This is a genomic window from Propionibacterium acidifaciens (genome assembly GCF_003798325.1).
In the GTDB taxonomy this organism is placed as follows: Bacteria; Actinomycetota; Actinomycetes; order Propionibacteriales; family Propionibacteriaceae; genus Propionibacterium; species Propionibacterium acidifaciens.
On the sequence record NZ_CP033719.1, the window covers coordinates 2,536,939 to 2,557,694 of the forward strand.

At 72.8% G+C, this 20,756-nt stretch carries 23 protein-coding genes; 9 read left to right on the forward strand and 14 right to left on the reverse strand.

Going from position 1 to position 20,756, the window contains the following annotated elements; genetic code table 11:
• Positions 1–16 precede the first annotated feature (16 nt).
• The 8 genes from EGX94_RS10835 to EGX94_RS10870 form a co-directional block, all read right to left on the reverse strand.
• Positions 17–568, reverse strand: coding sequence for a 2'-5' RNA ligase family protein (locus tag EGX94_RS10835; RefSeq protein ID WP_021796782.1), 552 nt, complete (start codon positions 566–568; stop codon positions 17–19).
• A 60-nt stretch (positions 569–628) separates the two neighbouring features.
• A complete protein-coding gene (locus tag EGX94_RS10840) occupies positions 629–1,096 on the reverse strand; it encodes a Dps family protein (protein ID WP_021796780.1) in 468 nt (155 codons plus the stop codon).
• Between the two features lie 197 nt (positions 1,097–1,293).
• Positions 1,294–2,793, reverse strand: coding sequence for an anion permease (locus EGX94_RS10845; protein WP_021796783.1), 1,500 nt, complete (start codon positions 2,791–2,793; stop codon positions 1,294–1,296).
• Entirely contained in the window at positions 2,790–3,404 is a 615-nt protein-coding gene (ttdB, locus tag EGX94_RS10850; RefSeq protein ID WP_021796786.1) for a L(+)-tartrate dehydratase subunit beta, read from the reverse strand. The genes EGX94_RS10845 and ttdB overlap by 4 nt, the downstream gene beginning before the upstream one ends.
• Positions 3,401–4,333, reverse strand: coding sequence for a L(+)-tartrate dehydratase subunit alpha (gene ttdA, locus EGX94_RS10855; protein WP_021796788.1), 933 nt, complete (start codon positions 4,331–4,333; stop codon positions 3,401–3,403). Before ttdA ends, ttdB begins: the two co-directional genes overlap by 4 nt.
• Before the next feature lie 279 nt (positions 4,334–4,612).
• Positions 4,613–5,698, reverse strand: coding sequence for a helix-turn-helix domain-containing protein (locus tag EGX94_RS10860; protein ID WP_021796784.1), 1,086 nt, complete (start codon positions 5,696–5,698; stop codon positions 4,613–4,615).
• A gap of 5 nt (positions 5,699–5,703) precedes the next feature.
• Positions 5,704–7,485, reverse strand: coding sequence for an acetyl/propionyl/methylcrotonyl-CoA carboxylase subunit alpha (locus EGX94_RS10865; RefSeq protein WP_021796781.1), 1,782 nt, complete (start codon positions 7,483–7,485; stop codon positions 5,704–5,706).
• Between the two features lie 113 nt (positions 7,486–7,598).
• Entirely contained in the window at positions 7,599–8,414 is an 816-nt protein-coding gene (locus tag EGX94_RS10870) for an Fpg/Nei family DNA glycosylase (protein ID WP_043120551.1), read from the reverse strand.
• Positions 8,415–8,483: 69 nt separating this feature from the next.
• Between EGX94_RS10870 and EGX94_RS10875 the strand changes: the two genes are divergently transcribed.
• Entirely contained in the window at positions 8,484–9,023 is a 540-nt protein-coding gene (locus EGX94_RS10875) for a hypothetical protein (protein WP_123826299.1), read from the forward strand.
• A 25-nt stretch (positions 9,024–9,048) separates the two neighbouring features.
• On the opposite strand, the gene EGX94_RS10880 is transcribed toward EGX94_RS10875, so the two are convergent.
• The 3 genes from EGX94_RS10880 to EGX94_RS10890 are packed head-to-tail and all read right to left on the reverse strand — an operon-like array spanning position 9,049 to position 11,538.
• Entirely contained in the window at positions 9,049–9,687 is a 639-nt protein-coding gene (locus EGX94_RS10880) for a Maf family protein (RefSeq protein ID WP_021798839.1), read from the reverse strand.
• Between the two features lie 28 nt (positions 9,688–9,715).
• The gene (locus tag EGX94_RS10885) at positions 9,716–9,964 is read right to left on the reverse strand and encodes an acyl-CoA carboxylase subunit epsilon (protein ID WP_021798844.1); all 249 of its coding nucleotides are present in this window, start codon (positions 9,962–9,964) and stop codon (positions 9,716–9,718) included.
• Complete coding sequence (locus EGX94_RS10890) at positions 9,961–11,538, reverse strand: acyl-CoA carboxylase subunit beta (RefSeq protein WP_021798845.1); 1,578 nt, start codon at positions 11,536–11,538, stop codon at positions 9,961–9,963. The genes EGX94_RS10885 and EGX94_RS10890 overlap by 4 nt, the downstream gene beginning before the upstream one ends.
• Positions 11,539–11,681: 143 nt before the next feature.
• On the opposite strand from EGX94_RS10890, the gene EGX94_RS10895 reads away from it, so the two are divergent.
• From EGX94_RS10895 to EGX94_RS10905, 3 genes are all read left to right on the forward strand, one after another.
• On the forward strand, positions 11,682–12,401 hold the full coding sequence (locus EGX94_RS10895; protein WP_390896298.1) for a biotin--[acetyl-CoA-carboxylase] ligase: 720 nt from the start codon (positions 11,682–11,684) through the stop codon (positions 12,399–12,401).
• A 105-nt stretch (positions 12,402–12,506) separates the two neighbouring features.
• Positions 12,507–13,007, forward strand: coding sequence for a PH domain-containing protein (locus tag EGX94_RS10900; RefSeq protein ID WP_043123413.1), 501 nt, complete (start codon positions 12,507–12,509; stop codon positions 13,005–13,007).
• Between the two features lie 149 nt (positions 13,008–13,156).
• Positions 13,157–13,771, forward strand: coding sequence for a TetR/AcrR family transcriptional regulator (locus EGX94_RS10905; RefSeq protein ID WP_021798842.1), 615 nt, complete (start codon positions 13,157–13,159; stop codon positions 13,769–13,771).
• Positions 13,772–13,795: 24 nt separating this feature from the next.
• On the opposite strand, the gene EGX94_RS10910 is transcribed toward EGX94_RS10905, so the two are convergent.
• The gene (locus EGX94_RS10910) at positions 13,796–14,512 is read right to left on the reverse strand and encodes a Type 1 glutamine amidotransferase-like domain-containing protein (RefSeq protein ID WP_021798846.1); all 717 of its coding nucleotides are present in this window, start codon (positions 14,510–14,512) and stop codon (positions 13,796–13,798) included.
• A gap of 14 nt (positions 14,513–14,526) precedes the next feature.
• On the opposite strand from EGX94_RS10910, the gene EGX94_RS10915 reads away from it, so the two are divergent.
• Positions 14,527–15,717: a 5-(carboxyamino)imidazole ribonucleotide synthase gene (locus tag EGX94_RS10915; RefSeq protein ID WP_043123409.1), complete on the forward strand. Its 1,191-nt coding sequence runs from the start codon at positions 14,527–14,529 to the stop codon at positions 15,715–15,717.
• Positions 15,710–16,216, forward strand: coding sequence for a 5-(carboxyamino)imidazole ribonucleotide mutase (gene purE, locus EGX94_RS10920; RefSeq protein ID WP_021798849.1), 507 nt, complete (start codon positions 15,710–15,712; stop codon positions 16,214–16,216). The genes EGX94_RS10915 and purE overlap by 8 nt, the downstream gene beginning before the upstream one ends.
• A gap of 26 nt (positions 16,217–16,242) precedes the next feature.
• Here the strand turns inward: purE and EGX94_RS10925 are convergent, their stop codons facing one another.
• Positions 16,243–17,559: an LCP family protein gene (locus EGX94_RS10925; protein WP_123826303.1), complete on the reverse strand. Its 1,317-nt coding sequence runs from the start codon at positions 17,557–17,559 to the stop codon at positions 16,243–16,245.
• 218 nt (positions 17,560–17,777) lie between these two features.
• Here EGX94_RS10925 and EGX94_RS10930 point away from each other — a divergent pair, with 218 nt between their 5' ends.
• The 3 genes from EGX94_RS10930 (at position 17,778) to EGX94_RS10940 (ending at position 20,134) form a co-directional block, all read left to right on the forward strand.
• The gene (locus EGX94_RS10930) at positions 17,778–18,857 is read left to right on the forward strand and encodes a mannose-1-phosphate guanylyltransferase (RefSeq protein WP_028706977.1); all 1,080 of its coding nucleotides are present in this window, start codon (positions 17,778–17,780) and stop codon (positions 18,855–18,857) included.
• On the forward strand, positions 18,841–19,632 hold the full coding sequence (locus EGX94_RS10935; RefSeq protein ID WP_123826305.1) for a hypothetical protein: 792 nt from the start codon (positions 18,841–18,843) through the stop codon (positions 19,630–19,632). The genes EGX94_RS10930 and EGX94_RS10935 overlap by 17 nt, the downstream gene beginning before the upstream one ends.
• Positions 19,633–19,876: 244 nt before the next feature.
• The gene (locus tag EGX94_RS10940) at positions 19,877–20,134 is read left to right on the forward strand and encodes a WhiB family transcriptional regulator (RefSeq protein ID WP_028706979.1); all 258 of its coding nucleotides are present in this window, start codon (positions 19,877–19,879) and stop codon (positions 20,132–20,134) included.
• Between the two features lie 87 nt (positions 20,135–20,221).
• Here the strand turns inward: EGX94_RS10940 and EGX94_RS10945 are convergent, their stop codons facing one another.
• Positions 20,222–20,659 (reverse strand): metallopeptidase family protein, encoded by a 438-nt coding sequence (locus EGX94_RS10945; protein WP_021798649.1) that lies wholly within the window; start codon positions 20,657–20,659, stop codon positions 20,222–20,224.
• Between the last annotated feature and the right edge of the window lie 97 nt (positions 20,660–20,756).

A 20,756-nucleotide genomic window follows, 5' to 3' on the forward strand; every position in this document is an offset into this window, starting at 1 on the left:
GTCCCCGGGGCGCCGGTCAGCCGGGCAGCGGCCAGCCGTCGAGGACGCGGCAGGCGTTCGCCTCGTACCAGTGCAGCTCGACGCGCTCGGCCCGGCAGCGGGCCGGGACGAGATCGCCCAGCAGCGTGCGCGTCGAGGCGAGCGAGACGTCCCGGGAGATCCTGTCGAGCGTGAGGTGCGGCTCCGGGTCGTCGCCGCCGAAGGGACGCACCTGCGGGTGGGCGCGCATGAGGGCATGGATGAGTGCGCTGAAGGGGGCGCGCTCGTCGGGACGCAGATGGATGACTCCGTCCGGGAAGGCCTCGAGGCGCGCGAGCCGGAAGTCGAAGGGGCCGTGCCCGGCCAGGGCCCGCGCCACCGTGTCGTGGTCGGGCAGCTCGTGCAGGGGCGCCAGCAGCGTCACGTGCGCATGCGTGAACGCCGGGTCGGCGCTGAGGAAGGTCTCGTCGTAGAAGGCGGTCCGCGCCCGCACGAAGGGTTCGAGCCGGGGGACCGGGACGAGGAGGACGCCGTGGCCGCGCCAGGACGACGGGCCCTGCTCGGGCTCCGGTGCCTCCGACGCGGCCACGGATCGAATCCTATGCGCCCCGGACGCCCCGCGCACCGCGGGGGCGTCCGGGGCGGGGTGTCAGGCGAGCGAGGCGCGCAGCATCCAGGCCTGCTTCTCCAGCTCGGAGGCGATGCCGATGAGCAGGTCGTTCGTGAGGTGGTCCTCGGCGTCGACGGCGTCGAGGGTGGCCTTGATGCCGGCGGCGACGCGGGCGGTGCGCTCGGCGAAGCCGGCGTAGGCGTCGGCGACCGCGAGATCGCCGCCCTCGACGGCGTCGAGGCTGCTCGTCGCGGCCACGGTGGCGGCACGGCCGTCCGGAGTGCCGCCCAGGGCGGCGAGACGCTCGGCGACCTCGTCGGCGGCCTCACGGGCCTCCCCGACGATCTCGTCGAGGAACAGGTGCAGCGAGCGGAAGCCCTCGCCCTTGATGTTCCAGTGGGCCTGCTTGGCCTGCAGGTGCAGGTCGGTCAGGTCGACCAGGGCCTGCTGGAGGGCCTTGGCGACGGTGCCGGTGGTGGCGGGGGCGGTGGTGACAGTGGCGGTCATGAGATTTCTCCTGGACTTGTTTCGTTCCGATGTTCCTGACGCCCTGTACAACCAGCGGGGGCCCCGGGCTATTCCTCGGCGGGCCGGGGGCTTCCCGCCGGATCGTGTCCCGACCGATCCCGCAGGCGGACGGACTCGGCCGCGGTCCCCGACCGGACGGCCGCGGTCCGCCCCGGTGCTCCGCTGACGGGGACCGCTCACCAGGCCCCGATCAGGTGCCACCACGCGGTGCCGATCGTGAGCCAGATCACCATGTGGACGATCCCGATGACCAGCCCGCTGCGCCACCAGTGGCCGATCGTCACGTACCCGGTCCCGAAGAACAGCGGGGCGGGGCCGTTCCCGTAGTGGGTGAGACAGCCCATGAGGGTGGGGATGCCCGACAGCAGGACGATGAGCGGGACCGGCGGCAGCCCCAGGGCGGTGCCGACGCCGAAGAACACGCTGAACATCGATGCGGCGTGCGCCGTGCCCGAGGCGAACATGTAGTGCGACAGGGCGTAGACCAGTGACAGGGCGATGAATGCCACGGACGGGTTCAGCCCACCGAGCGGTCCCTTCACGAGATCACCGAACCAGCTGATGAACCCGAGTTCGTTGAGCTGGCTGCCCATCATCACGAGAGCGGCGAACCAGGTCAATGTGTCCCAGGCGGACTTCTCCGATTTCATGTCGTCCCAGGTGAGCGCGCCGGTGAGCAGCAGCATGCCCAGACCGATGAGCGCCACGGTGGTTGCGCTCATGAGTCGGTCCCCGACGACCCACAGGGCGATGGTGAGGACGAAGACGCCGAGCGTCACTCGCTCCTCCCCGGACAGGGGACCGAGTTCGTGCAACCGCCGGGCGGCCTGGGCGGGGGCCTCCGGTGTGCGACGAACCCCCGGAGGGAAGATCACGTGCAGGATGAGCGGCACCACGAGGAAGCCGAGCAGGCCGGGGACGCACGCGGCGAGGAACCAGCCGCCCCAGCTGGGCGTGTCGGCGCCGGCCGCGGCCGCGAGCCTGACCCCCATCGCATTGGGGGCCGCACCGGTGAAGAAGACCACCGAGGCGGCGAGGTCCAGGTTGTAGGCGGTGATCGCCAGGTAGGAGCCGATCCTCCGACAGCTCTCGGGGTCGTCCGGGTCGGCGCTCGTCGCGCGGATGATCGAGCGCATGATCGGGTAGACGACGCCGCCCGCCCGGGCCGTGTTCGAGGGGATCGCGGGGGAGAGCACCAGATCGGCCAGGCCGAGACCGTAGGCCAGGCCGAGCGTGCTGCGCCCGAAGATCCGGACGAAGAAGTAGGCGAGGCGCTCACCCAGGCCCGACTTGATGACCGCCCGGGCGATGAAGAAGGCCGAGACGATCAACCAGATCGTCGGGTTGGAGAAGCCGCTCAGAGCGGCTGAGACGGACTTGGATGTGCTGCCCGGGGCGAGGACCCGGCTCGCCGCGCAGACGGCCATGGCGACGACGGCGACCGAGCCCATCGGCGCGGCCTTGCCGATGATGGCGATGATCGTCGCGACGAAGACGGCCGCCAGGTGCCAGGCGTTGGGAGCCAGCCCGGACGGCGTGGGGATGATCCAGACGGCCAGACCGACGGCCGTCGCGACGGCGAGCGGCATGAGACGCACCTCGCCGATCGCCGGTGCCCGGCGGGTCCGGTGCTCGTGCGCATCCCCGGCGGCGCTGACGGGAATGCCGATGCTCATTTGATGAACCCCACCTTCGTGCGGAGCTCGGCCAGCACCTGCTCCCTGCGCTGCTCGTAGCGCGCCCTCTGCTGCTCGAACAGGTTGTCGCCGTGGGTGTCGATCGAGACGATGAGCGGACCGAAGTCCCGCACGCGGTTCACCCACAGGGTCTCGGGCATGCCCAGATCGCGCCACTGGGCGTCCTCGATCTCCTCCACCTCGGTGGCGGCGATCACCGCGTTGCCGGCGGGGAAGACGCAGTGCAGGGCGCCGAACTCCTGGCAGCCCGCCACGGTGCCGGGGCCCATGCCGCCCTTGCCGACGATCAGCCGGACGCCGGTCTGCTTGATGAACTCGTACTCGAACTTCTCCATGCGCATCGAGGTCGTGGGGCCCACCGAGACCATTTCGAAGCCGGAGCGCGCCGTCGCGCTCGGCCGTACGATCGGCCCGGCGTGCAGGATCGCGCCGTCGTGGACGTCGACGGGCAGTGCGCGGTGCTCCTCCACGAGTCGCCGGTGCGCGACGTCGCGGCAGGTGACGAGTCGGCCGCTCAGGCGGATGACGTCGCCGACCCGGATGCCGGCGAGGTCCTGGGCGCTGATGGGCGTGGTCAGTGTCGTGCTCACAGTTCAACCCCCTCGTGGGTCAGCAGTTCGTAGGACAGATCGGGGTGCACCCGCACGGTGCCCCGACGGTGCGACCAGCAGCCGGTGTTGACCGCCACCGACAGCACCGAGGGATGGCGCGCCGAGTTCTCGATGTGCACGCCCATGACGGAGTTCTCCCCGCCCATGCCCTGCGGCCCGAGGTGCAGGGCGTTGATCGCCGTTTCCAGCTCGTCCTCGAGCCGGGCGGCCCGTTCATTGGGGTTGTGGCTCCTGACCGGACGCATCAGGGCGCGCTTCGACAGGTACGAGGCGGCATCGATGGAGGATCCGATGCCGACGCCGACGAGCAGGGGCGGGCAGGCGTTGACCCCGTAGGAGACCATGACGTCGAGGACGAAGTCCACGACTCCCTCGTAGCCCTCGCCGGGCATGAGCGTCCTGCCCTGGCCGGGCAGCGAGCAGCCCCCGCCCGCCAGGTAGATGTCGACCTCGAGGTCCGCGGAGCCTGGCAGCGGCGCCCAGTAGACCCAGGGGGAGTCCGTGCCGGTGTTCGTGCCGGTGTTCACCTCGTCGAAGGTCTCGACGGTGTTGTGGCGCAGCGGGGCCGTCCGGGTGGCGGTGCCGACCGCCTGCCGGAAGATCTGCGGGAGCCGGTCGCGCAGGGGGAACCCGTCGCCCACCCGGGCCATGATCTGCACGAGACCCGTGTCCTGGCAGGACGGCCGGTCGAGTTCGGCGGCGAGCTCCTGGTTGCGCCGCATCGTGTCGTAGATCATCCGGGCGCGCTGGTCGGTCTCCGCGGCGGCGAGCTCGGTCAGCCGCTGCTCGACGTCCCACGGCAGGTGCTTGCTGATGTGATCGGTGAAGCGGGCCAGCATGCGGGTCAGACGGGTCGCCTGGTCCGTCATGTCCGTGCGGCCGCTCGTTGTTCTCGTGGTTGTCGCCATCGTGGCGAGCCTCCCCTCATGGTCAACCGGGGCACGGCGATTGCTCCGGTGCTCTCACTCTGCAAGGGGGCGCAGGGGCTGGTCACGGCATATTTCGAGGATTTCGCGACAAGGTGTCGCACTGTTCCAGGGCCGTCCGCCCGCGCGCGGCGGCGGTGCGGACGGGAAATGCGCCCGGCCCGTCGGGCCCGGCGGATCGGGGCCTGACAGGCCAGGTCGGCACTCGTCAGGGCCGGCGGCCCCGGCCGTTGCGGACCGAGCCGGGACCGAGAACATGCCCTACTGCTCGAGGCGGTTGAGACGACGGGCGAGATCCGCTGCGGCGTCGGCCAGCTGGTCGGCCCGCGTCCTCAGCCCGGCCAGCTCCGCGCTGCGGCGCCGCGGGGAGCGCACGATCTCGTACCAGTCGGTGAGCAGACGTCTGACGTCGTCGTCGGCGCGTGGGACGAAGCGCTTCTTGAAACCGGCATCCACCACGGCGATCTCGGCTGCTGCCGGGCCGGTCGCGATGTGACGTCGGTAGGCCGATGGCGACTTGTCGAACCAGCGCCGGAAGGCCGTGTCGAGGGCCTTCGCGTCGGGGAATCCGTTGGCGAGGGCCACGTCACTGATCCGGTCCCGGGTCTCGGCGAGCTGGCGCGCGGCCGCGCGTACGCGCAGGCGGCCCAGATAGTCGAAGGCGCTCATGCCGATCGTCCGGGTGAACAACTCCGACAGATAGCTCTCGTTGTACCCGCCGATGCGACTGAGCTGCGCCAGCGTGATGCGTTCGGTGAAGTGCTGCTCCAGGTGGGCGCACACCTTGGCGATGACGGCATTGCCGCTGTCATGCCGGGCCCTGGTCACGCCGGGCTCAGTGAGGGGGAAGGCCTCGACGATCCCTGCGAGCATGTGGTAGAAGTCCGCGCGCAGCCTGAACGCCTCCTCGGCCCGCGTGACCGGTTCCAGCAGCAGGGCCGCGACTGCGGCCCGGACACGTGCCTGCGCGGACAGCTGCCTCGGCGAGTCTCCCGGCATGGAGGCGAAACGGTTCGCCGGCCAGTCGGGCGTCACGCCCTCCAGGACGTGCGGGGAGAAGTGCACGGCGAGCGCCCGGGCCCCTGCGCTGAGCGCGAGTGTGGCGTGACCCTGGTGGGGATTGATGAGCGTCATCTCGCCGCTGGTGCAGGTGCGTGCCCGTCCGCCGGCGCAGACCTCGATCTCGCCCCGGACGATGGTCAGCAGCTCCAGTTCCTCGTGCCAGTTGAAGTGGTAGCTGCCGATGTCGTACACATATGCGTGAAGACCGAGACCGGCGTCCTCCACCTCGAAGCCGCCCGGGTCGATGGGCCCCTCGCGCGGGGCCGTGCCCTCGCCGCGGGGCATGGCCCTCACTCGTCGGCGATCTGGCACAGCACGTCGCCGGAGGCCACGGCGGTGCCGGGGGCCACGAGCTCGTGGACCGTTCCGGCGCGGTGGGCCGCGATGGGCTGCTCCATCTTCATGGCCTCGAGCACGAGCACCGTCTCGCCCTCCTCCACGTGCTGGCCCTCGATGACCGAGGTCTTGATGATGGTGCCCTGCATCGGGCTCGTGAGCTCGGTGCCGGTGCTCGCGAGCTTGCCGCCGCCGCGGCCGCGCTTGGTGGGCTTGCGGCGCTTGCCGGCGGCGTGGCCGGTGGCCGCCTGGAGGCCGGACGGCAGGACGACCTCGAGGCGGCGGCCGTTGACCTCGACGACGACGTGGCGGCGCTCCGGGGTCTCCTCGGCGACGCCGAGTTCGCCGGCGTACGGCGGGATGTCGTTGTCGAACTCGGTCTCGATCCAGTCGGTGAAGACGCCGAAGGAGCCGTCCTCGGCGGTGAACGCCGGGTCGACGACGACCCTCTCGTGGAAGGGCACGACCGTCGGCATGCCCTCGATCCGGAACTCCGCCAAGGCGCGGCGTGAGCGCTGGAGGGCGATCTCGCGGGTGGGGCCGGAGACGATGAGCTTGGCGACGAGCGAGTCGAAGGCGCCGGGCACGCTCATGCCCTTGCGGTAGCCCTCGTCCATGCGCACGCCGGGGCCGCACGGGGGGCGGAAGCGCGTCAGCGTGCCCGGGGCGGGCATGAAGCCGCGGCCCGGGTCCTCGGCGTTGATGCGGAACTCGAACGCGTGGCCGGACGGCGCCGGGTCGGGGTAGTCGAGTGCGCCGCCGCAGGCGATGCGGAACTGCTCGCGCACGAGGTCGAGCCCGCTCACCTCCTCGGTGACGGGGTGCTCGACCTGGAGGCGCGTGTTGACCTCGAGGAAGCTGATCGTGCCGTCCCGGCCCACGAGGAACTCGCAGGTGCCGGCGCCGACGTAGCCCGCCTCCCTGAGGATCGCCTTCGAGCTGGAGTGGAGCCGCTCGAGCTGGTCGTCGGTGAGGAACGGCGCCGGGGCCTCCTCGAGGAGCTTCTGGTGACGGCGCTGCAGCGAGCAGTCGCGGGTGGAGGCCACCACGACGGTGCCGTAGCGGTCGGCCAGGCACTGGGTCTCGACGTGCCGGGGCCTGTCGAGGTAGCGCTCCACGAAGCACTCGCCGCGGCCGAAGGCGGTGATCGCCTCGCGGGTGGCCGAGTCGTACATCGCCGGGATCTCCTCGAGAGTGCGGGCGACCTTGAGGCCGCGGCCGCCGCCGCCGTACGCGGCCTTGATCGCCACGGGCAGGCCGTGCTCGCGGGCGAACCCGACGATCTCGTCGGCCCCGCCCACCGGATCGGACGTGCCGGGCACCTGCGGGGCGCCGACGTGCTGGGCGATGTGACGGGCCGTGACCTTGTCGCCGAGCATCTCGATGGCCTCCGGCGGCGGGCCGATCCACAGCAGCCCGGCGGCGACGACGGTCCGGGCGAAGTCGGGGTTCTCGGACAGGAAGCCGTAGCCGGGGTGGACGGCGTCGGCGCCGCTGCGCTCGGCGATCGCCATGATCTTGTCGATGTCCAGATAGGTCTCGGCGGGGGTCGAGCCGTTCAGCGCGAAGGCCTCGTCGGCCAGCTCGACGAACAGGGACTGCGAGTCGGAGTCGGCGTAGACGGCGACCGAACCGATCCCGGAGTCCTTCGCCGCGCGGATGATGCGGACCGCGATCTCACCACGGTTGGCGATGAGGACTTTCGAGATGGTGCGTGTGCTGTGGTCGTGAGCCACGTTTCCTCCTGAACAGCCGGCCTGAGCGGTGCCGGGCCCGCCCGACTACACGGCGAGTCTAGGGCAAGCCCGCCCCCGGCGCCCTTCCGGTTCGCCCAGTGCCCGCGCCGGCCTCAGCGCCCGCGCTGGCAGGCGGGGCACCAGAAGAGATGGCGGCCGCCCAGGTCGGTCTCGTGCACCGGACGGCCGCAGACCAGGCAGGGCCGGTCGGCACGCCTGTACACGTAGACCTCGCCGCCGTGGGCGTCCACCCGCGGCGGCCTGCCCATCGCCTCGGGGGTGTGCTCGGGGCGGACGGTGTCGATGCGTCCGTCGCGGACGCCGAGCGCCATGAGATGGACCAGGTCGGCCCAGATCGCGTCGAAGCGGGAGCGCTCCAGCTCCGAGCCCGGGCAGGCGGGGTCGATGCCCTGGCGGAAGAGCACCTCGGCCCGGTAGATGTTGCCGACGCCGGCGAAGACGGCCTGGTCCATGAGCAGCGCGGCGATCGGCCTGGACGAGCGGTGCACCCGCGTCCAGACCCGCTGCGGGTCGGCGTCGGCGCGCAGCGGGTCCTCGCCGAGCCGGGCGGTCGCCGCGTCCCGCTCGGTCGCGGTGACGAGACGGCACGTCTGGGGGCCGTGCAGGTCGGCGGCCCACCGGTCATCGGCGATGCGCACGCGCACCTGCCCGACCGGTTCGGCCAGCGGCGCGAACGTCAGTCTCCCGATGAGGCCCAGATGGATCTGGAGGATGTTCGCCGGCACGTCGGCGTCGAAGGCGACGAACAGGTGCTTGCCCCAGGTCTCGGCGCGGTCGAGGGTCGTGCCGTCGAGGAGCGCCGCCGATTCGGCGAAGCGCCCCTGCGGGGAGCTGACGGCCACCGCCTCGGCGGCGAACAGTTCATTGGTGCGGTTGGCGAGACGGTGGATCACATGACCTTCGGGCATGCACACCACTGTGCCCCATCGCGGGCCCCGGGTCGGGGCCCGTCCGCCGTCGGCGGCTACCCTGGTGCGGTGAGCATCTCCGGCCCGCGCACCCGGCGCGCCAGCCGGGTGCGCGTCGGCGCGGCCGGGCCGCCCTCGGTCCTGGCCGCGCCGGCGGCGGCCCTGGCGGTCGCGCTGGCGGCCGGGGCGGCGGGCTGCTCGTCCCCGACGGACGCCGTGCCCTCGTCCACCGCCTCCTCGGTTGCGGCGTCCGCGACCCCCCGCCCGCCGACCGGCCCTGACGCCGACCCGGGGACGGTCCCGCTGAGCGAGTTGGGCTTCCGCAACGGGCCCGAGGGCTTCCGCGTCCCGTCCGGCCTCGTGCTGTCCGGCAGGGTCGACCAGACCAATGTCGTGACCCTCACCATGGACGGCGCGCAGGGGCGGCGGCTGCACGAGTACCTCATGACCGCCCTGCCGTCCATGGGCTGGACGATCGAGGGCTCCAGCGGGGACTCGATCGTCTTCTCCGCCAGCGGCTGGGAGGGCGCCTTCACGATGTCCGACGAGCAGGCCGGCCTCACGCTGCGCCGCCTCGGGTCGGGCCCCTCGAGCGGGGGCCCCGGCTGAGCGCCGCCCCGGGCCCGGCCGACGGTCAGCCGCGGGCCCGGGTGCCCGGCGGGATCGGCCACAGGTCGAACCAGGCCACCCCCAGGTCGAGGAGGATCTGGCGCACGAGCGGCAGCGAGATGCCCACGATGTTGTGCGGGTCGCCCTCGATACGGGTGATGAACGGGCCGCCGAAGGAGTCGATGGTGAAACCGCCGGCGACCCCCTCCGGCTCGCCGGTGGCCGCGTAGTCGGCGATCTCCTGCTCGGTCAGGTCGGCGAAGGACAGCACGGTGACCGCCTCGCGGGTGGCCTGCCTCATCGTCCCGTCGCGGAGGACGGCGACGTAGTGGCCGGTGTGGACGACGCCCTGGCGCCCGCGCATGCGCATCCAGCGCGAGACGACCGAGGCCCTCGTCCCGGGCTTGCCGTAGGTGTGGCCCTCGAACTCGAGCATCGTGTCGCAGGCCAGCAGGACGGTCGCGCCGCCGAGCAGGTCCTGCTCGCGCAGGATCCGCAGCACGTCCTCGCCCTTCTCGCGGGCCAGCCGGCAGGTCAGCTCGGAGACCGACTCGTCGATGCGGGCGGTCTCGTCGGTCCTGGGGCGGATCGGGACCGGCTGGAGGCCCGCCGCGCGCAGGGTCTCCAGCCGCGCGCGCGACGAGGACGCCAGGATGAGCTGCATGTTCCCCTCCTCAGATGCCGTGGCCCGGTCAGCGCAGCGAGCTGCGCCAGAACTCCCGGCCGGGCACCAGCGGCTGGCGGATCACGCGCCAGTACGACTTCCAGCCGGGGATCTCGTTGCGGTCCTGGTTCTCGTGGACCGAGGCCTCGGCGAGCATGGCCGCGAGGACGACGGTGAGCGCGCCGAGTTCCTCGTCGGTCGGCTCGCCGCGGGCGATGCGGACGCCCTCGGCCGATTCGACGAGGCTGTGCGGCGGGGTGTGCGGAACGTTGCTCACAGCGGAATGTTCCCGTGCTTCTTGGGCGGCAGGGCCTCGCGCTTGGAGCGCAGCAGGCGCAGGAAGCGGATCACCTGGGAGCGGGTCTCGTGCGGGTAGATCACCTGGTCGACGTAGCCGCGCTCGGCCGCGATGTACGGATTGGACAACTCGTCGTCGTACTCCTGCCTGAGGCGCTCGCGCTCGGCGTCGGGGTCGTCCGACTCGGCGAGCTGCTTGCGGTAGAGGATGTTCACCGCGCCCTCCGAGCCCATGACGGCGATCTGGGCGGTCGGCCAGGCCAGGTTGACGTCGGCGCCCAGGTGCTTGGAGCCCATGACGATGTAGGCGCCGCCGTAGGCCTTGCGGGTGATGACGGTCATCTTCGGCACCGAGGCCTCGGCGTAGGCGTAGATGAGCTTCGCGCCGCGGTGGATGATGCCGTTGTGCTCCTGCTCGACGCCGGGCAGGAAGCCGGGCACGTCGACGAAGGTGAGCACCGGGATGTTGAAGGAGTCGCAGGTGCGCACGAAGCGGGCGGCCTTCTCGGAGGCGTTGATGTCGAGGCACCCGGCCAGGGTCATCGGCTGGTTCGCGACGACGCCGATCGAGCGCCCCTCGACGCGCCCGAAGCCGCAGATGACGTTGGGGGCGTAGAGCGCCATGACCTCGAGGAACTCCTCGTCGTCGATGACGGCGCGGATGACCTCGCGCATGTCGTAGGCCTGCGACGGCGCGTCGGGGACGAGCACGTCGAGGCTGTGGTCGAGGTCGGTGATCGGCACGTCGATGTCGTCGGGGTAGTCGTAGACCGGCGGGTCCTCGAGGTTGTTCTGGGGCAGATAGGTGATGAGGTCGCGCACGTACTCGATGCCGTCCGCGTCATCGGTGGCGAGGTAGTGGGCGTTGCCGGCGATGGCGTTGTGGGTGCGGCCGCCGCCGAGCTCCTCCATCGTGACGTCCTCGCCGGTGACGGTGCGGATGACCTCGGGGCCCGTGATGAACATCTGACTCGTCTGGTCGACCATGACGACGAAGTCGGTGAGGGCCGGCGAGTAGACGTGGCCGCCCGCCGCGGCGCCCATGATGAGGCTGATCTGGGGGATGACGCCGGAGGCCATCGTGTTGCGGCGGAAGATCTCGCCGTACATGCCGAGCGAGACGACGCCCTCCTGGATGCGCGCGCCGCCGCCCTCGTTGATGCCGATGAGCGGCACGCCCGTCTTCACGGCGAAGTCGATGATCTTGCAGATCTTCTCGCCGTAGACCTGACCGAGGGAGCCGCCGTAGACGCCGACGTCCTGGCTGAAGACGCACACCGGGCGCTCGTGGATGTTGCCCAGACCGATGATGACACCGTCCGAGTAGGGGCGGTGCCTCTCCATGCCGAAGGCGTGGGAGCGGTGCCGGGCGAACTCGTCCATCTCGGTGAAGGTGCCCTCGTCGAGCAGGGCGAGGATGCGCTCGCGGGCCGTCATCTTGCCGCGGGCGTGCTGCCTCTCGACGCTGCGCGGGGAGGCCGCGTGGACGGCCGCGTCGATGCGCTCGCCGAGGTCGGCGAGCTTGCCGGCCGTGGTGTGCGGATCCATTGCCATGGGCCCACCTTAGCGGGCGGGGCCGGCCCCGCCGCCTGCGCGCCAGCCCGGTTCCGCATAGACTGCTGGCCGTGCCCTCCACCGCTCCACTCAACGTGCCGCACCTGGTCGAACTGCTCGGGCCGGACAGCCGCTGGGGGCCCATCGAGTGGTACGAGCGGACCGGCTCGACCAACGAGGACCTCGCCGCCCGCGCCCGCGCCGGCGCGCGCCCCGGACTCGTCCTCATCGCCGAGCACCAGAGCACCGGTCGCGGCCGCTTCGACCGCCGCTGGGAGGACGTCCCCGGCACCGCGACCGCCACCTCGGCGCTCGTCGCGCCGCGACCCGAACCGGCCCGCTGGGGCTGGCTGAGCATCCTCGTCGGCCTTGCCGTGCGCGAGGGCGTCGAGCGCGCCACCGGAGCCGGGCCCGACCGCGTCGCCCTCAAGTGGCCCAACGACGTGCTCCTGGACGGGCGGAAGATCTGCGGCATCCTGTGCGAGCGCGTCGACGGGCTGGCCGTGCTCGGCTGGGGCGTCAACATCTCGATGGACGAGACCGAGCTGCCCGTGCCCGGTGCCGGCTCGCTGCTCCTGGCGGGGCTGCCGCACGGCAAGGACGAACTGACCGCCGCGATCCTCACGAGTCTCCAACGCTGGTTCGAGCAGTGGCAGACCACCGGCCAGGTGCGGGAGGGTTTCATGGCCGCCTGCGACACCATCGGCCGCTCCGTCCTCATCCACGAGGACGTCGACTCGGCGGACTCGGCCGTCGTCGCGGGCACGGCCGTCGGCGTCGACGACACCGGCGCCCTCGTCGTCGAGGACGCCGACGGGCACCGCCGGGTCCACAGCGCCGGCGACGTCATCCACCTGCGCTGAGCCGACCGCGGGCGGGGAGCCGCGTGGCGGGTGCACGGGGCCTGTCCGTCCCGTCGGCGGGCGCGCGACGAGGGGCGCGCGACGGTGCGCGCAACAATGGTGGTCATGCGCAGACGGCACGGCGACCTCGCCGACGACGAGTACGTGGTGGTCCACTGCCATCCCCACGGACGGGTGCTCGCCGCACCCGTGCTGGCCCTGTTCGTCCTGGCGGGCGTCCTCGGCGTGCTGCTCGCGGCCCTGCCGTCCGGGGCGCGGCCGGTCGGCACGTGGGTGCTCGTCGGCCTCTTCGCCGTCACCGCCGTCGTCCTCGTCCTCGTGCCCGTGCTGCGCTGGGCGTCCACGAGCTACACGGTCACGAGCCGGCGCATCATGGTGCGCGCCGGCCTCCTGCACCGCGCCGGGGTGAACGTCGCGCTGAACCGGGTGGCCGAGATCTCCTACCGCCGGAGCGTCCTCGACCGGGTCTTCGGCTCGGGCACGATCGTCGTCGACACGCAAGGCCCGGCGCCCCTCCAGCTGCACTGCGTGCCGGACCTGGCCGGCGTGCAGCGCATGCTCGGCGAGCTGGTCTACGCGGTCGGCGACGGGGGCCAGCGGGTGTGAGGTCCGCGGGGCGCCCACCGGTGCCGGCTCCGCGGCGGTGCGCGGCGCGGCGGACGGGCGGCGGATAGCATCGGTGTCGCAACCCCGCGGCGGACGGGCGCCGGGGGCCACCGGGGGCGCCCCCGGGCGAGACGGGCGAGGAGGGCCGCGTGCCGAGGATCAACGCGCCGACGGTGCGCGAGCACCACGAGCAGGTCATGACGTCCCTCATCGACGCGGCCGAGCAGATCCTGCGCGAGGAGGGCCCCGGGGCCCTCACCGCCGGCGCGGTGAGCTCGCGGGCGGGCGTCGCCCGCAACTCCATCTACCGCTACGTCGAGTCCATCGACGATCTGCGCGGCCTCGTCGTCGAGCGCTACATGCCCGGCTGGTTCGACGCCGTCCAGGAGGCCATGGACGCCAGCGAGGACCCGCACGAGCAGCTCGTCGCCTGGGCCATCGCCAACCTCGAGCAGGCCACCATCGCCGGGCACGGCTGGCTCATGCGCATCGGCGAGGGGCGCCTCAAGCCGAACGCGGCTCGCACGGTCGGCCGTGCCCACGCCGCCCTCTACGCGGGGCTCGACCGGCTCTGGGGGAGGATCAACCCCGACAGGGCCCGCATCGCCTCGATCATGACGCAGGGGCTCCTCGTGGCCATGATGAACGCCGTGGAGCGCCGCGCGGTCGGGCTCGACGAGGCCCGCGAGGAGCTGAGGGGCGCCGTGCTCCTCCTCATCGACAGGTACGAGGTCGACGACCGCGGGGGACGCCCCGCCGGCTGAGGACGCCCGGCGGGGGAGGGCGGCTCAGATGAGCTCGGCGCTGAGGATCTCGGTGAGGACGCCCGAGGCGGCCGGCTCGTCGCTCGGCATGACGTGGAGGGCGTGCGCCCCCTCGCGCTCGGCGAGCACCCTCGACAGCTCGCCGTCGACGAAGTGCAGGGCCGCGCCGTCGTCGACGCCGTAGCCGCCGGGGATCATCCCCGAGGCGACCGCCTGCGTGTAGACGGCGCCGCGGTCCTCGCCGTCCAGGTGCGGGCAGAAGCTGCCGGGCAGCAGGCCCAGGCCGCCGCGCCAGCCGCGGAGATCGCCGAAGGCGTCGGTGAGGCAGCCCTCGAACCAGCAGGCGGCGCCGGCCGAGATGCCGCCGAGGACGGTCGTGCGGTCGGGATCGCCCGCCATGCGGCGCAGGGCGGTGGAGACGCCGTGGACCTCCCACAGGGCCATGAGGTTGGCGGTGTTGCCGCCGCCGACGAGCACGACGTCGGCCTCCGGCAGGCGGCGCACCGACTCGGCGGCGCCCTGCCACAGGGTGAGCACCATCGTCCGCACTCCCAGGCCCGAGTAGGCCATGAGGAAGCGGTTGATGTAGGTGGCGTTGTCGGCCGAGGCCGTCGGGGCGAAGCAGACGAGCGGGGCGCGTGCGCCCGCGAGGTCGACGACGTACCGGTCCAGGCTCGTCGGGGCGCCGTTGCTCGACATGGAGAAGCCGCCGCCGCCCATGGCCACGATGTGAGTGCTCATGGGCCCATCCTCTCATGCCCGTCGTTAGGGTTGGAGCCGTGAATGCGGCGCACACGATCGGGATCATCGGGGGTGGGCAGCTGGCCCGCATGATGTACGAGGCGGCGATCGGTCTCGATCTCGAGGTGAGGCTGCTCGCCGAGGGCCCCGACGTGAGTGCCGCCCGGGTCGTGCGCGAGGTGACCGTCGGCGACTTCACCGACCCGGCCGTCGTCCGGGAGTTCGCCGCCGGCTGCGACGTCATCACCTTCGACCACGAGCACGTGCCCACCGGGCTCCTCGCCGGGCTCGAGGCGGCCGGGGTCCTCGTCCGGCCCGGCCCGGCCGCCCTCGTCCACGCCCAGGACAAGCTGCTCATGCGCGAGTGCCTCGGCGACGGGCTCGGCCTGCCCTGCCCGCGCTGGCGCGCCTGCCGGGACGCCGACGAGCTGCGCGCCCTCGGCTCGGAGCTCGGATGGCCCGTCATCGCCAAGGCCTCCCGGGGCGGCTACGACGGGCACGGCGTGTGGCGGCTCGACGGCCCCGCGGACGCCGACGCCCCTTTTGAGGAGTCCCTGTCGGTGAGCGCCGGCGAGCGGGTCGTCATCATCGGCGAGGAATTCGTCGACTTCGCCCGGGAGCTGTCGGTCGTCGTCGTGCGCGGCCCCGACGGACGGGCGCTGTCGTATCCGGTGAGCGAGACGGTGCAGGACGGCGGCGTCTGCGTCGAGACGACGACCCCGGCGCCGGGGCTGTCCGCCGCCAGGCAGTCCGGGATCCGGGCCCTCGGCCTGCGCATCGCGGACGCGCTCGGCGTCGTCGGCCTGCTCGCCGTCGAGCTCATGGAGCGCCGCGACGGGGGCGTCGTCGTCAACGAGCTGGCCATGCGCCCGCACAACACCGGGCACTGGACGCTCGACGGCGCGGTGACGAGCCAGTTCGAGAACCATCTGCGCGCCGTCGCCGGGCTGCCGCTCGGGGCGACCGACGCCCGCGCGCCGTGGTGCACGATGCGCAACGTCCTGGGAGGGCGCAGCGCCGACAGCGTGGGCGACTTCGCCCACGTGGCCGCCGCCGACCCCGGCCTGCGGGTGCAGTTCTACGGCAAGAGCCTGCGTCCGGGCCGCAAGCGCGGCCATGTGACGGTCTACGGGGACGACTGCGACCGGGTGCGGGCCCGCGCCCGCGCCGCGGCCGCCTATCTGATGGGAGAGGACAATGACTGACGCCACGCCCCTCGTGGGCATCGTGATGGGCTCCGACTCGGACTGGCCCACGATGGAACCGGCCGCCGAGGCCCTGGAGGAGTTCGGCATCGCCTACGAGGCCGACGTCGTCTCGGCGCACCGCATGCCCGAGGACATGGTCGCCTACGGGAGGGGCGCCCATGGGCGAGGCCTGCGCGCCGTCATCGCCGGCGCCGGGGGAGCGGCCCATCTGCCCGGCATGCTCGCCGCTCTCACGCCGCTGCCGGTCATCGGCGTGCCCGTCGCGCTCAAGCACCTCGAGGGCATGGACTCGCTGCTGTCGATCGTCCAGATGCCTGCCGGCGTGCCGGTGGCCACCGTCGCCATCGGCAACGCCCGCAACGCCGGGCTGCTCGCCGCGCGCATCCTCGCCAGCGGCGACCCCGCGCTCACCACCGCGATGGTGCGCTTCCAGGACGAGCTGCGCCGGACCGCCCTCGACAAGGGCGAGAGGGTGCGCGGCCGGCGGGCGGGCTGAGCCTCGGCGGCCGGCCCGGCGCCGCCTCAGCCCGCGTACTGGGCGATGTTGCTCGTGTCCCCCCGCGAGAGATCCTCGAACATCGCCGAGGCGCGTTCGGAGTCCCAGATGATGACGGACTCGGTGCCGTCGTCCGACCAGCCGTTGGTGGTCTCCAGCGGTACCTGGAGGCTCGCGCCGGATCCGCCGGAGACCGACAGGACGCCCCTGGTCATCTGGGCCATCGTGAGGACGCCCATGCCGTCGCCGCGGCTCACGGCGCCCGCCAGGGCGTGGGTGACGGTCCACCACCGCACGGGGTTGAGCACGGTGGACGGCCTCTTGAGCCTGGTGGCGATCTGGGCGATCACCTCGCGCTGGCGGCGGGCCCGCCCCAGGTCGCCCTCGGCGTCGCCGTAGCGGTGACGCACGTAGCCGAGCGCGTCGGACCCGTTGAGCGTCTGGCAGCCGGCGGGCAGGTCGATGTTGGCCTTCTCGTCGGCCATCGGCTCGTCCAGACAGACGTCCACGCCGCCCACGGCGTCGACGATGTCGGCGAAGCCGGCGAAGCCGACCTCCATGAAGCCGTCGATGCGCAGGCCGGTGGCCTGCTCGACCGTCTCGGTGAGCAGCTCGGCGCCGCCGTAGCTGTAGGCGGCGTTGATCTTCGTCCTCCCGTAGCCGGGGACGGTCACGTAGGAGTCGCGCGGGATCGAGATGAGCACCGACTCGCCGGAGGGCGGGGTGTAGAGGAGCATGATCGAGTCGGTGCGCTGGCCCTCGGCCTCGCCCGTGCCGAGCTCGTTCCGCTCCTCCTCGCTGAGGCCGTCGCGCGAGTCGGAGCCCACGAGCAGGATGGCGGTGCCCGGCTGGTTGCCGACGCGCCCGGCGTAGCTCGGCTCCCAGCCGATGGTCGTCATCGTGCTCCAGGCGTGGATGGGCGTGACGAGGGTGAACAGCAGCCAGGCGAGGACGGGGACGAGGACGGCGCGGAGCGTCCGCCGGACCGGGCTCCGCCGGATCCTCCCGTCGGGGCCGTGCCGGCGCCGGCCCGGGGCGGGCGCCACGGGGGCGACCGGCTCGCGGTGGGCCCAGTCGGCGCCCGGGGCGCGGGGGGCGGGGGCCGCCGGCTGCGCACCGGCCCGGAGGTCCCGCTCCGGGCCGCCCCGACGGTCCTGCTGAGCGGCCTGACGGCGGCGCCGCTGCTCCAGGAAGGCCCGCTCGCGGCGTCGGATGTCGGCGTCGTTGGCGATGTTGGTGGCCGGGGCGGCCCGCGGGGCGCCGGCCGCCCCGTCGCCCGTCGCCCGGCGGTAGAGCCAGTCCAGGTCCTCCTGTCGGCTCGGTTCGTCCCTGCTGTCAGCCATGGCACCCAAGGTACTGGCACGGGCGTCCCGGGCCCGGCAGCGCGCGCCCGTCACGGCGTGCCGAGGCGCGGGGCCGGCGAGCCGGGCCCACCACCCCGAGGGCCCTCCGGGATTCGTCTCAGGGTTTACTCAGGGGTGTCCTCCACGTTGCCGCCCGCCCCCGGCGCGGCGCCGCGTGGTTGCCGCCCCTCGGACGTCCGCGGTCCTATGGTGTGCGCGTGAGATACGCAGTGATCATGGCCGGTGGTTCCGGCACTCGCCTGTGGCCCCTGAGCCGCCGGGGCGAGCCCAAGCAGCTCCTCAGGATGATCGACGGGCGCAGCCTGCTGCAGCTGGCCTTCGACCGGGTTCGCGCCGTCGTCGCCCCCGGGAACATCCTCGTGTGCGCCGGTGCCGCCTACGCCGACGAGGTGGCCTCCCAGCTGCCCGCCCTGCGCCCGGAGAACCTGCTGGGCGAGCCCGTCGGTCGCGACTCCCTCAACGCCGTCATCTGGCCCGCCGCCGTCCTCGTGCGCCGCGATCCGGAGGCCGTCGTCGCGGTCGTCACCGCCGACCAGATCATCGAACCGGTCGAGACCTTCGCCGACCGGCTGACGACGGCCTTCGAGGTGGCCGAGGCCGATGACCGCGCGCTCGTCACCTTCGGCATCGTGCCCACCGGGCCGCACACCGGCTACGGCTACCTGCACCGCGGCCGGGCGGTCGAGGGCCTCACCGACGTGGCGCGGATCGTCGAGTTCAAGGAGAAGCCGGACGCCGGGCTCGCCGCCCGCTACGTCGACAGCGGCGAGTACTGGTGGAACGCCGGCATGTTCGTCTGGCGCGCCGCGACGCTGCTCGGCCAGGTGCGCGTCCTGCTGCCCGAGAGCCATGAGCGGATCACCGAGCTCGCCGCCCATCCCGAGCGCCTGGCCGAGATCTACCCGGGTCTGCTCAAGACCTCCGTCGACTTCGCCGTCATGGAGCCGGTCAGCCGGGGCCGGACCGACGCCCACGTCATCGGCGTCGCACTCGCCGCCCGCTGGGCCGACGTCGGCAGCTTCGCGGACCTGCACGCCGAGCTCGACAAGGACGACGACGGCAACGTCCGTCAGGGCGCCGTCGTCGCCTCCGGCACCACCGGGTGCCTGCTCGTCAACGCGGACCCCGAACGCTCCGTGCTCGCCGTCACCGGGCTGCACGACATGGCCGTCGTGCGCACCGCGACGGCGACGCTCGTCTGCCCGCTGTCCGATTCCCAGCGGGTCAAGGCCCTCGTCGGCGAGGTCAAGGAGCGGTACGGTGCCGAACTCGCCTGATCCGCCCCGGCCGCACGCCAGGAGGCTCGGGATCCTGCTCAGGATGCGCGAGCCGATCGCCTGGCTCGTCCTGGCCGTGACGGTCGTCTACATCGTCCTCGGCTGGATGCGCCTGGGCTGGAACCTCGCGCACGAGTCCATGGGCGTGTCCGCCTCGGCGCGGCAGACCGGCGCCTCGGTGCCGCTCATCTGGGTGCTCGTCGACGTGGCGATGGTCCTCGCCTGCGTCCTCGGCACAGGCGCGATCGGGAGGGCCAGGGCGCTGACCCGGACCGCCGCCGTCGTCGTCTCGGTCGTCGCCTGCTACGACGTCCTCATCCTCGTCGTGGGCGTCCTCGGCTCCGACGCCCCGGTCTTCTCGCGCGTCCTCGAGACGATCGGAGGGCTGCTCGAGGTCGCCGCGAAGGTCGCGGCGACCGTCGTGCTGTGGCGGCTCGTCCCCTCCCCGACGGTCCGCGGCGCGGCGGCGGAGGCCCCCGGGCCCCCCGTCCGCGATGCCGTGTGGGCCCCCGGGCAGGCCGTCGGGCGCACTTGGGCCAGGGCCGGGGACGCCGCGGGTGTCACCGGCCCCGGGCCGGCCCCCGAGCCGGGGCCGGCCGTCGCGGGGGCCTCGGGGCCGGGAGGGCCACGGACCGGCGCCGACGGCGCGGAGTCGTCCGTGCCGTGGTTGACCGCGGGTCAGCCGGCCGCCGGACGGCGGCCGGGCCCCGGCCGCGGGGCCGGTTCGGGCCGGTGGGGCCCGCTTGCGGAACAGGAGGGCCCCGCCGATGCATGATCCCTTGTCGTTGCCCTGTCCTCATGGTCCTCCCGGGGTTACCCCGAGGCGATTCGTCCCCTCCGGAAGATGCTTGAATCTTCGTGAACATGCGGCCGAGCACCGGACATGGTAGCTTTCAACCATGTAATTCCGCCGACGTCGTTCGCCGTTCCGTCCGTACGGATGTGGCGTCCGGTCGCCCCCGCGGTGGGGTTCAGCGGTGCGCCGATGGCGCGCTGATCTGATGGAGAGGATTGTGCAGATGCACGAGCTGCTGCTGGTGGATCTTGGCGAGGACAGCGGGCCCGCGTGGCGGGCGCGCGCCCTCTGCGCGCAGACCGATCCGGAGGCCTTCTTCCCCGAGAAGGGCGGTTCCACGCGGGAGGCGAAGAAGGTCTGCCAGGCCTGCCCGGTGCGTGGCGAGTGCCTCGAGTACGCGCTCACCCATGACGAGCGCTTCGGCATCTGGGGCGGTCTGTCCGAGCGCGAGCGCCGCAAGCTGCGGCGTCGCGCCGTGTGACGCCTTGTCCGGTCGTGTGAGCGCGTCCGCCGACCCCCGGCGGGCGCGCGCTCGCTCCACGTCCGGGCGCGGCGCGGGTCGCCCGGCTCAGCGGTCGTCCTCGGGGTCGATCTCGTCGATGCCGCGCCCCGTGAGGGCGACGATCTGCTCGACGAGGGTCTCGTGCACGAGCAGGCGCAGGTCCTCGCGGTCGACGGCGCGCCGCTCCAGGGGGCGGCGGTAGACGACGATGCGGGCGTGCTGGGTCGCGGACGACTCGATGGCGGCCGCCAGCGGGACGGTGCCGTGCTCGCCGAGGTCGTTCCACAGGGTGCGCTGGTCGGGCACCTCGTCGACGCCGATGTCGATGGCGTCGACGACGTCGGGGCAGTGCTGCCCGATGCGGGCGATCGACTCGCCCACGCAGGCCATGAAGTATGCGCGGGCGCGCGGGCGGGTCGGCGTGCGCAGCGGGCGGTCGGTCAGGTCGTTGGGCAGGGCCATCGGCCCGCGGATGCCCCGCCCGTGACGATCCCTTGTGCGCATGGGGCCAGCCTAGTGCCGTCCGGGCCCCGGCCCGGACGGCCGCCCTGCGGGGTCGGTCCTGGGGGGCGGGTGAGGGGAAGGCCCCGTCTTCCTCGAA

Bases quoted from the DNA above. Each gene is read 5' to 3' on its own strand.
- purE (WP_021798849.1), top strand. From the start codon at position 15,710: ATGACTGACGCCACGCCCCTCGTGGGCATCGTGATGGGCTCCGACTCG.
- EGX94_RS10940 (WP_028706979.1), top strand. From the start codon at position 19,877: ATGCACGAGCTGCTGCTGGTGGATCTTGGCGAGGACAGCGGGCCCGCG.
- EGX94_RS10890 (WP_021798845.1), bottom strand. From the start codon at position 11,538: ATGGCAATGGATCCGCACACCACGGCCGGCAAGCTCGCCGACCTCGGC.
- EGX94_RS10860 (WP_021796784.1), bottom strand. From the start codon at position 5,698: ATGCCCCGCGGCGAGGGCACGGCCCCGCGCGAGGGGCCCATCGACCCG.
- EGX94_RS10910 (WP_021798846.1), bottom strand. From the start codon at position 14,512: ATGAGCACTCACATCGTGGCCATGGGCGGCGGCGGCTTCTCCATGTCG.
- EGX94_RS10870 (WP_043120551.1), bottom strand. From the start codon at position 8,414: ATGCCCGAAGGTCATGTGATCCACCGTCTCGCCAACCGCACCAATGAA.
- EGX94_RS10840 (WP_021796780.1), bottom strand. From the start codon at position 1,096: ATGACCGCCACTGTCACCACCGCCCCCGCCACCACCGGCACCGTCGCC.
- EGX94_RS10945 (WP_021798649.1), bottom strand. From the start codon at position 20,659: ATGCGCACAAGGGATCGTCACGGGCGGGGCATCCGCGGGCCGATGGCC.
- EGX94_RS10845 (WP_021796783.1), bottom strand. From the start codon at position 2,793: ATGAGCATCGGCATTCCCGTCAGCGCCGCCGGGGATGCGCACGAGCAC.
- EGX94_RS10925 (WP_123826303.1), bottom strand. From the start codon at position 17,559: ATGGCTGACAGCAGGGACGAACCGAGCCGACAGGAGGACCTGGACTGG.
- EGX94_RS10900 (WP_043123413.1), top strand. From the start codon at position 12,507: ATGCGCAGACGGCACGGCGACCTCGCCGACGACGAGTACGTGGTGGTC.
- EGX94_RS10880 (WP_021798839.1), bottom strand. From the start codon at position 9,687: ATGCAGCTCATCCTGGCGTCCTCGTCGCGCGCGCGGCTGGAGACCCTG.
- EGX94_RS10915 (WP_043123409.1), top strand. From the start codon at position 14,527: ATGCCCGTCGTTAGGGTTGGAGCCGTGAATGCGGCGCACACGATCGGG.
- ttdA (WP_021796788.1), bottom strand. From the start codon at position 4,333: ATGGCGACAACCACGAGAACAACGAGCGGCCGCACGGACATGACGGAC.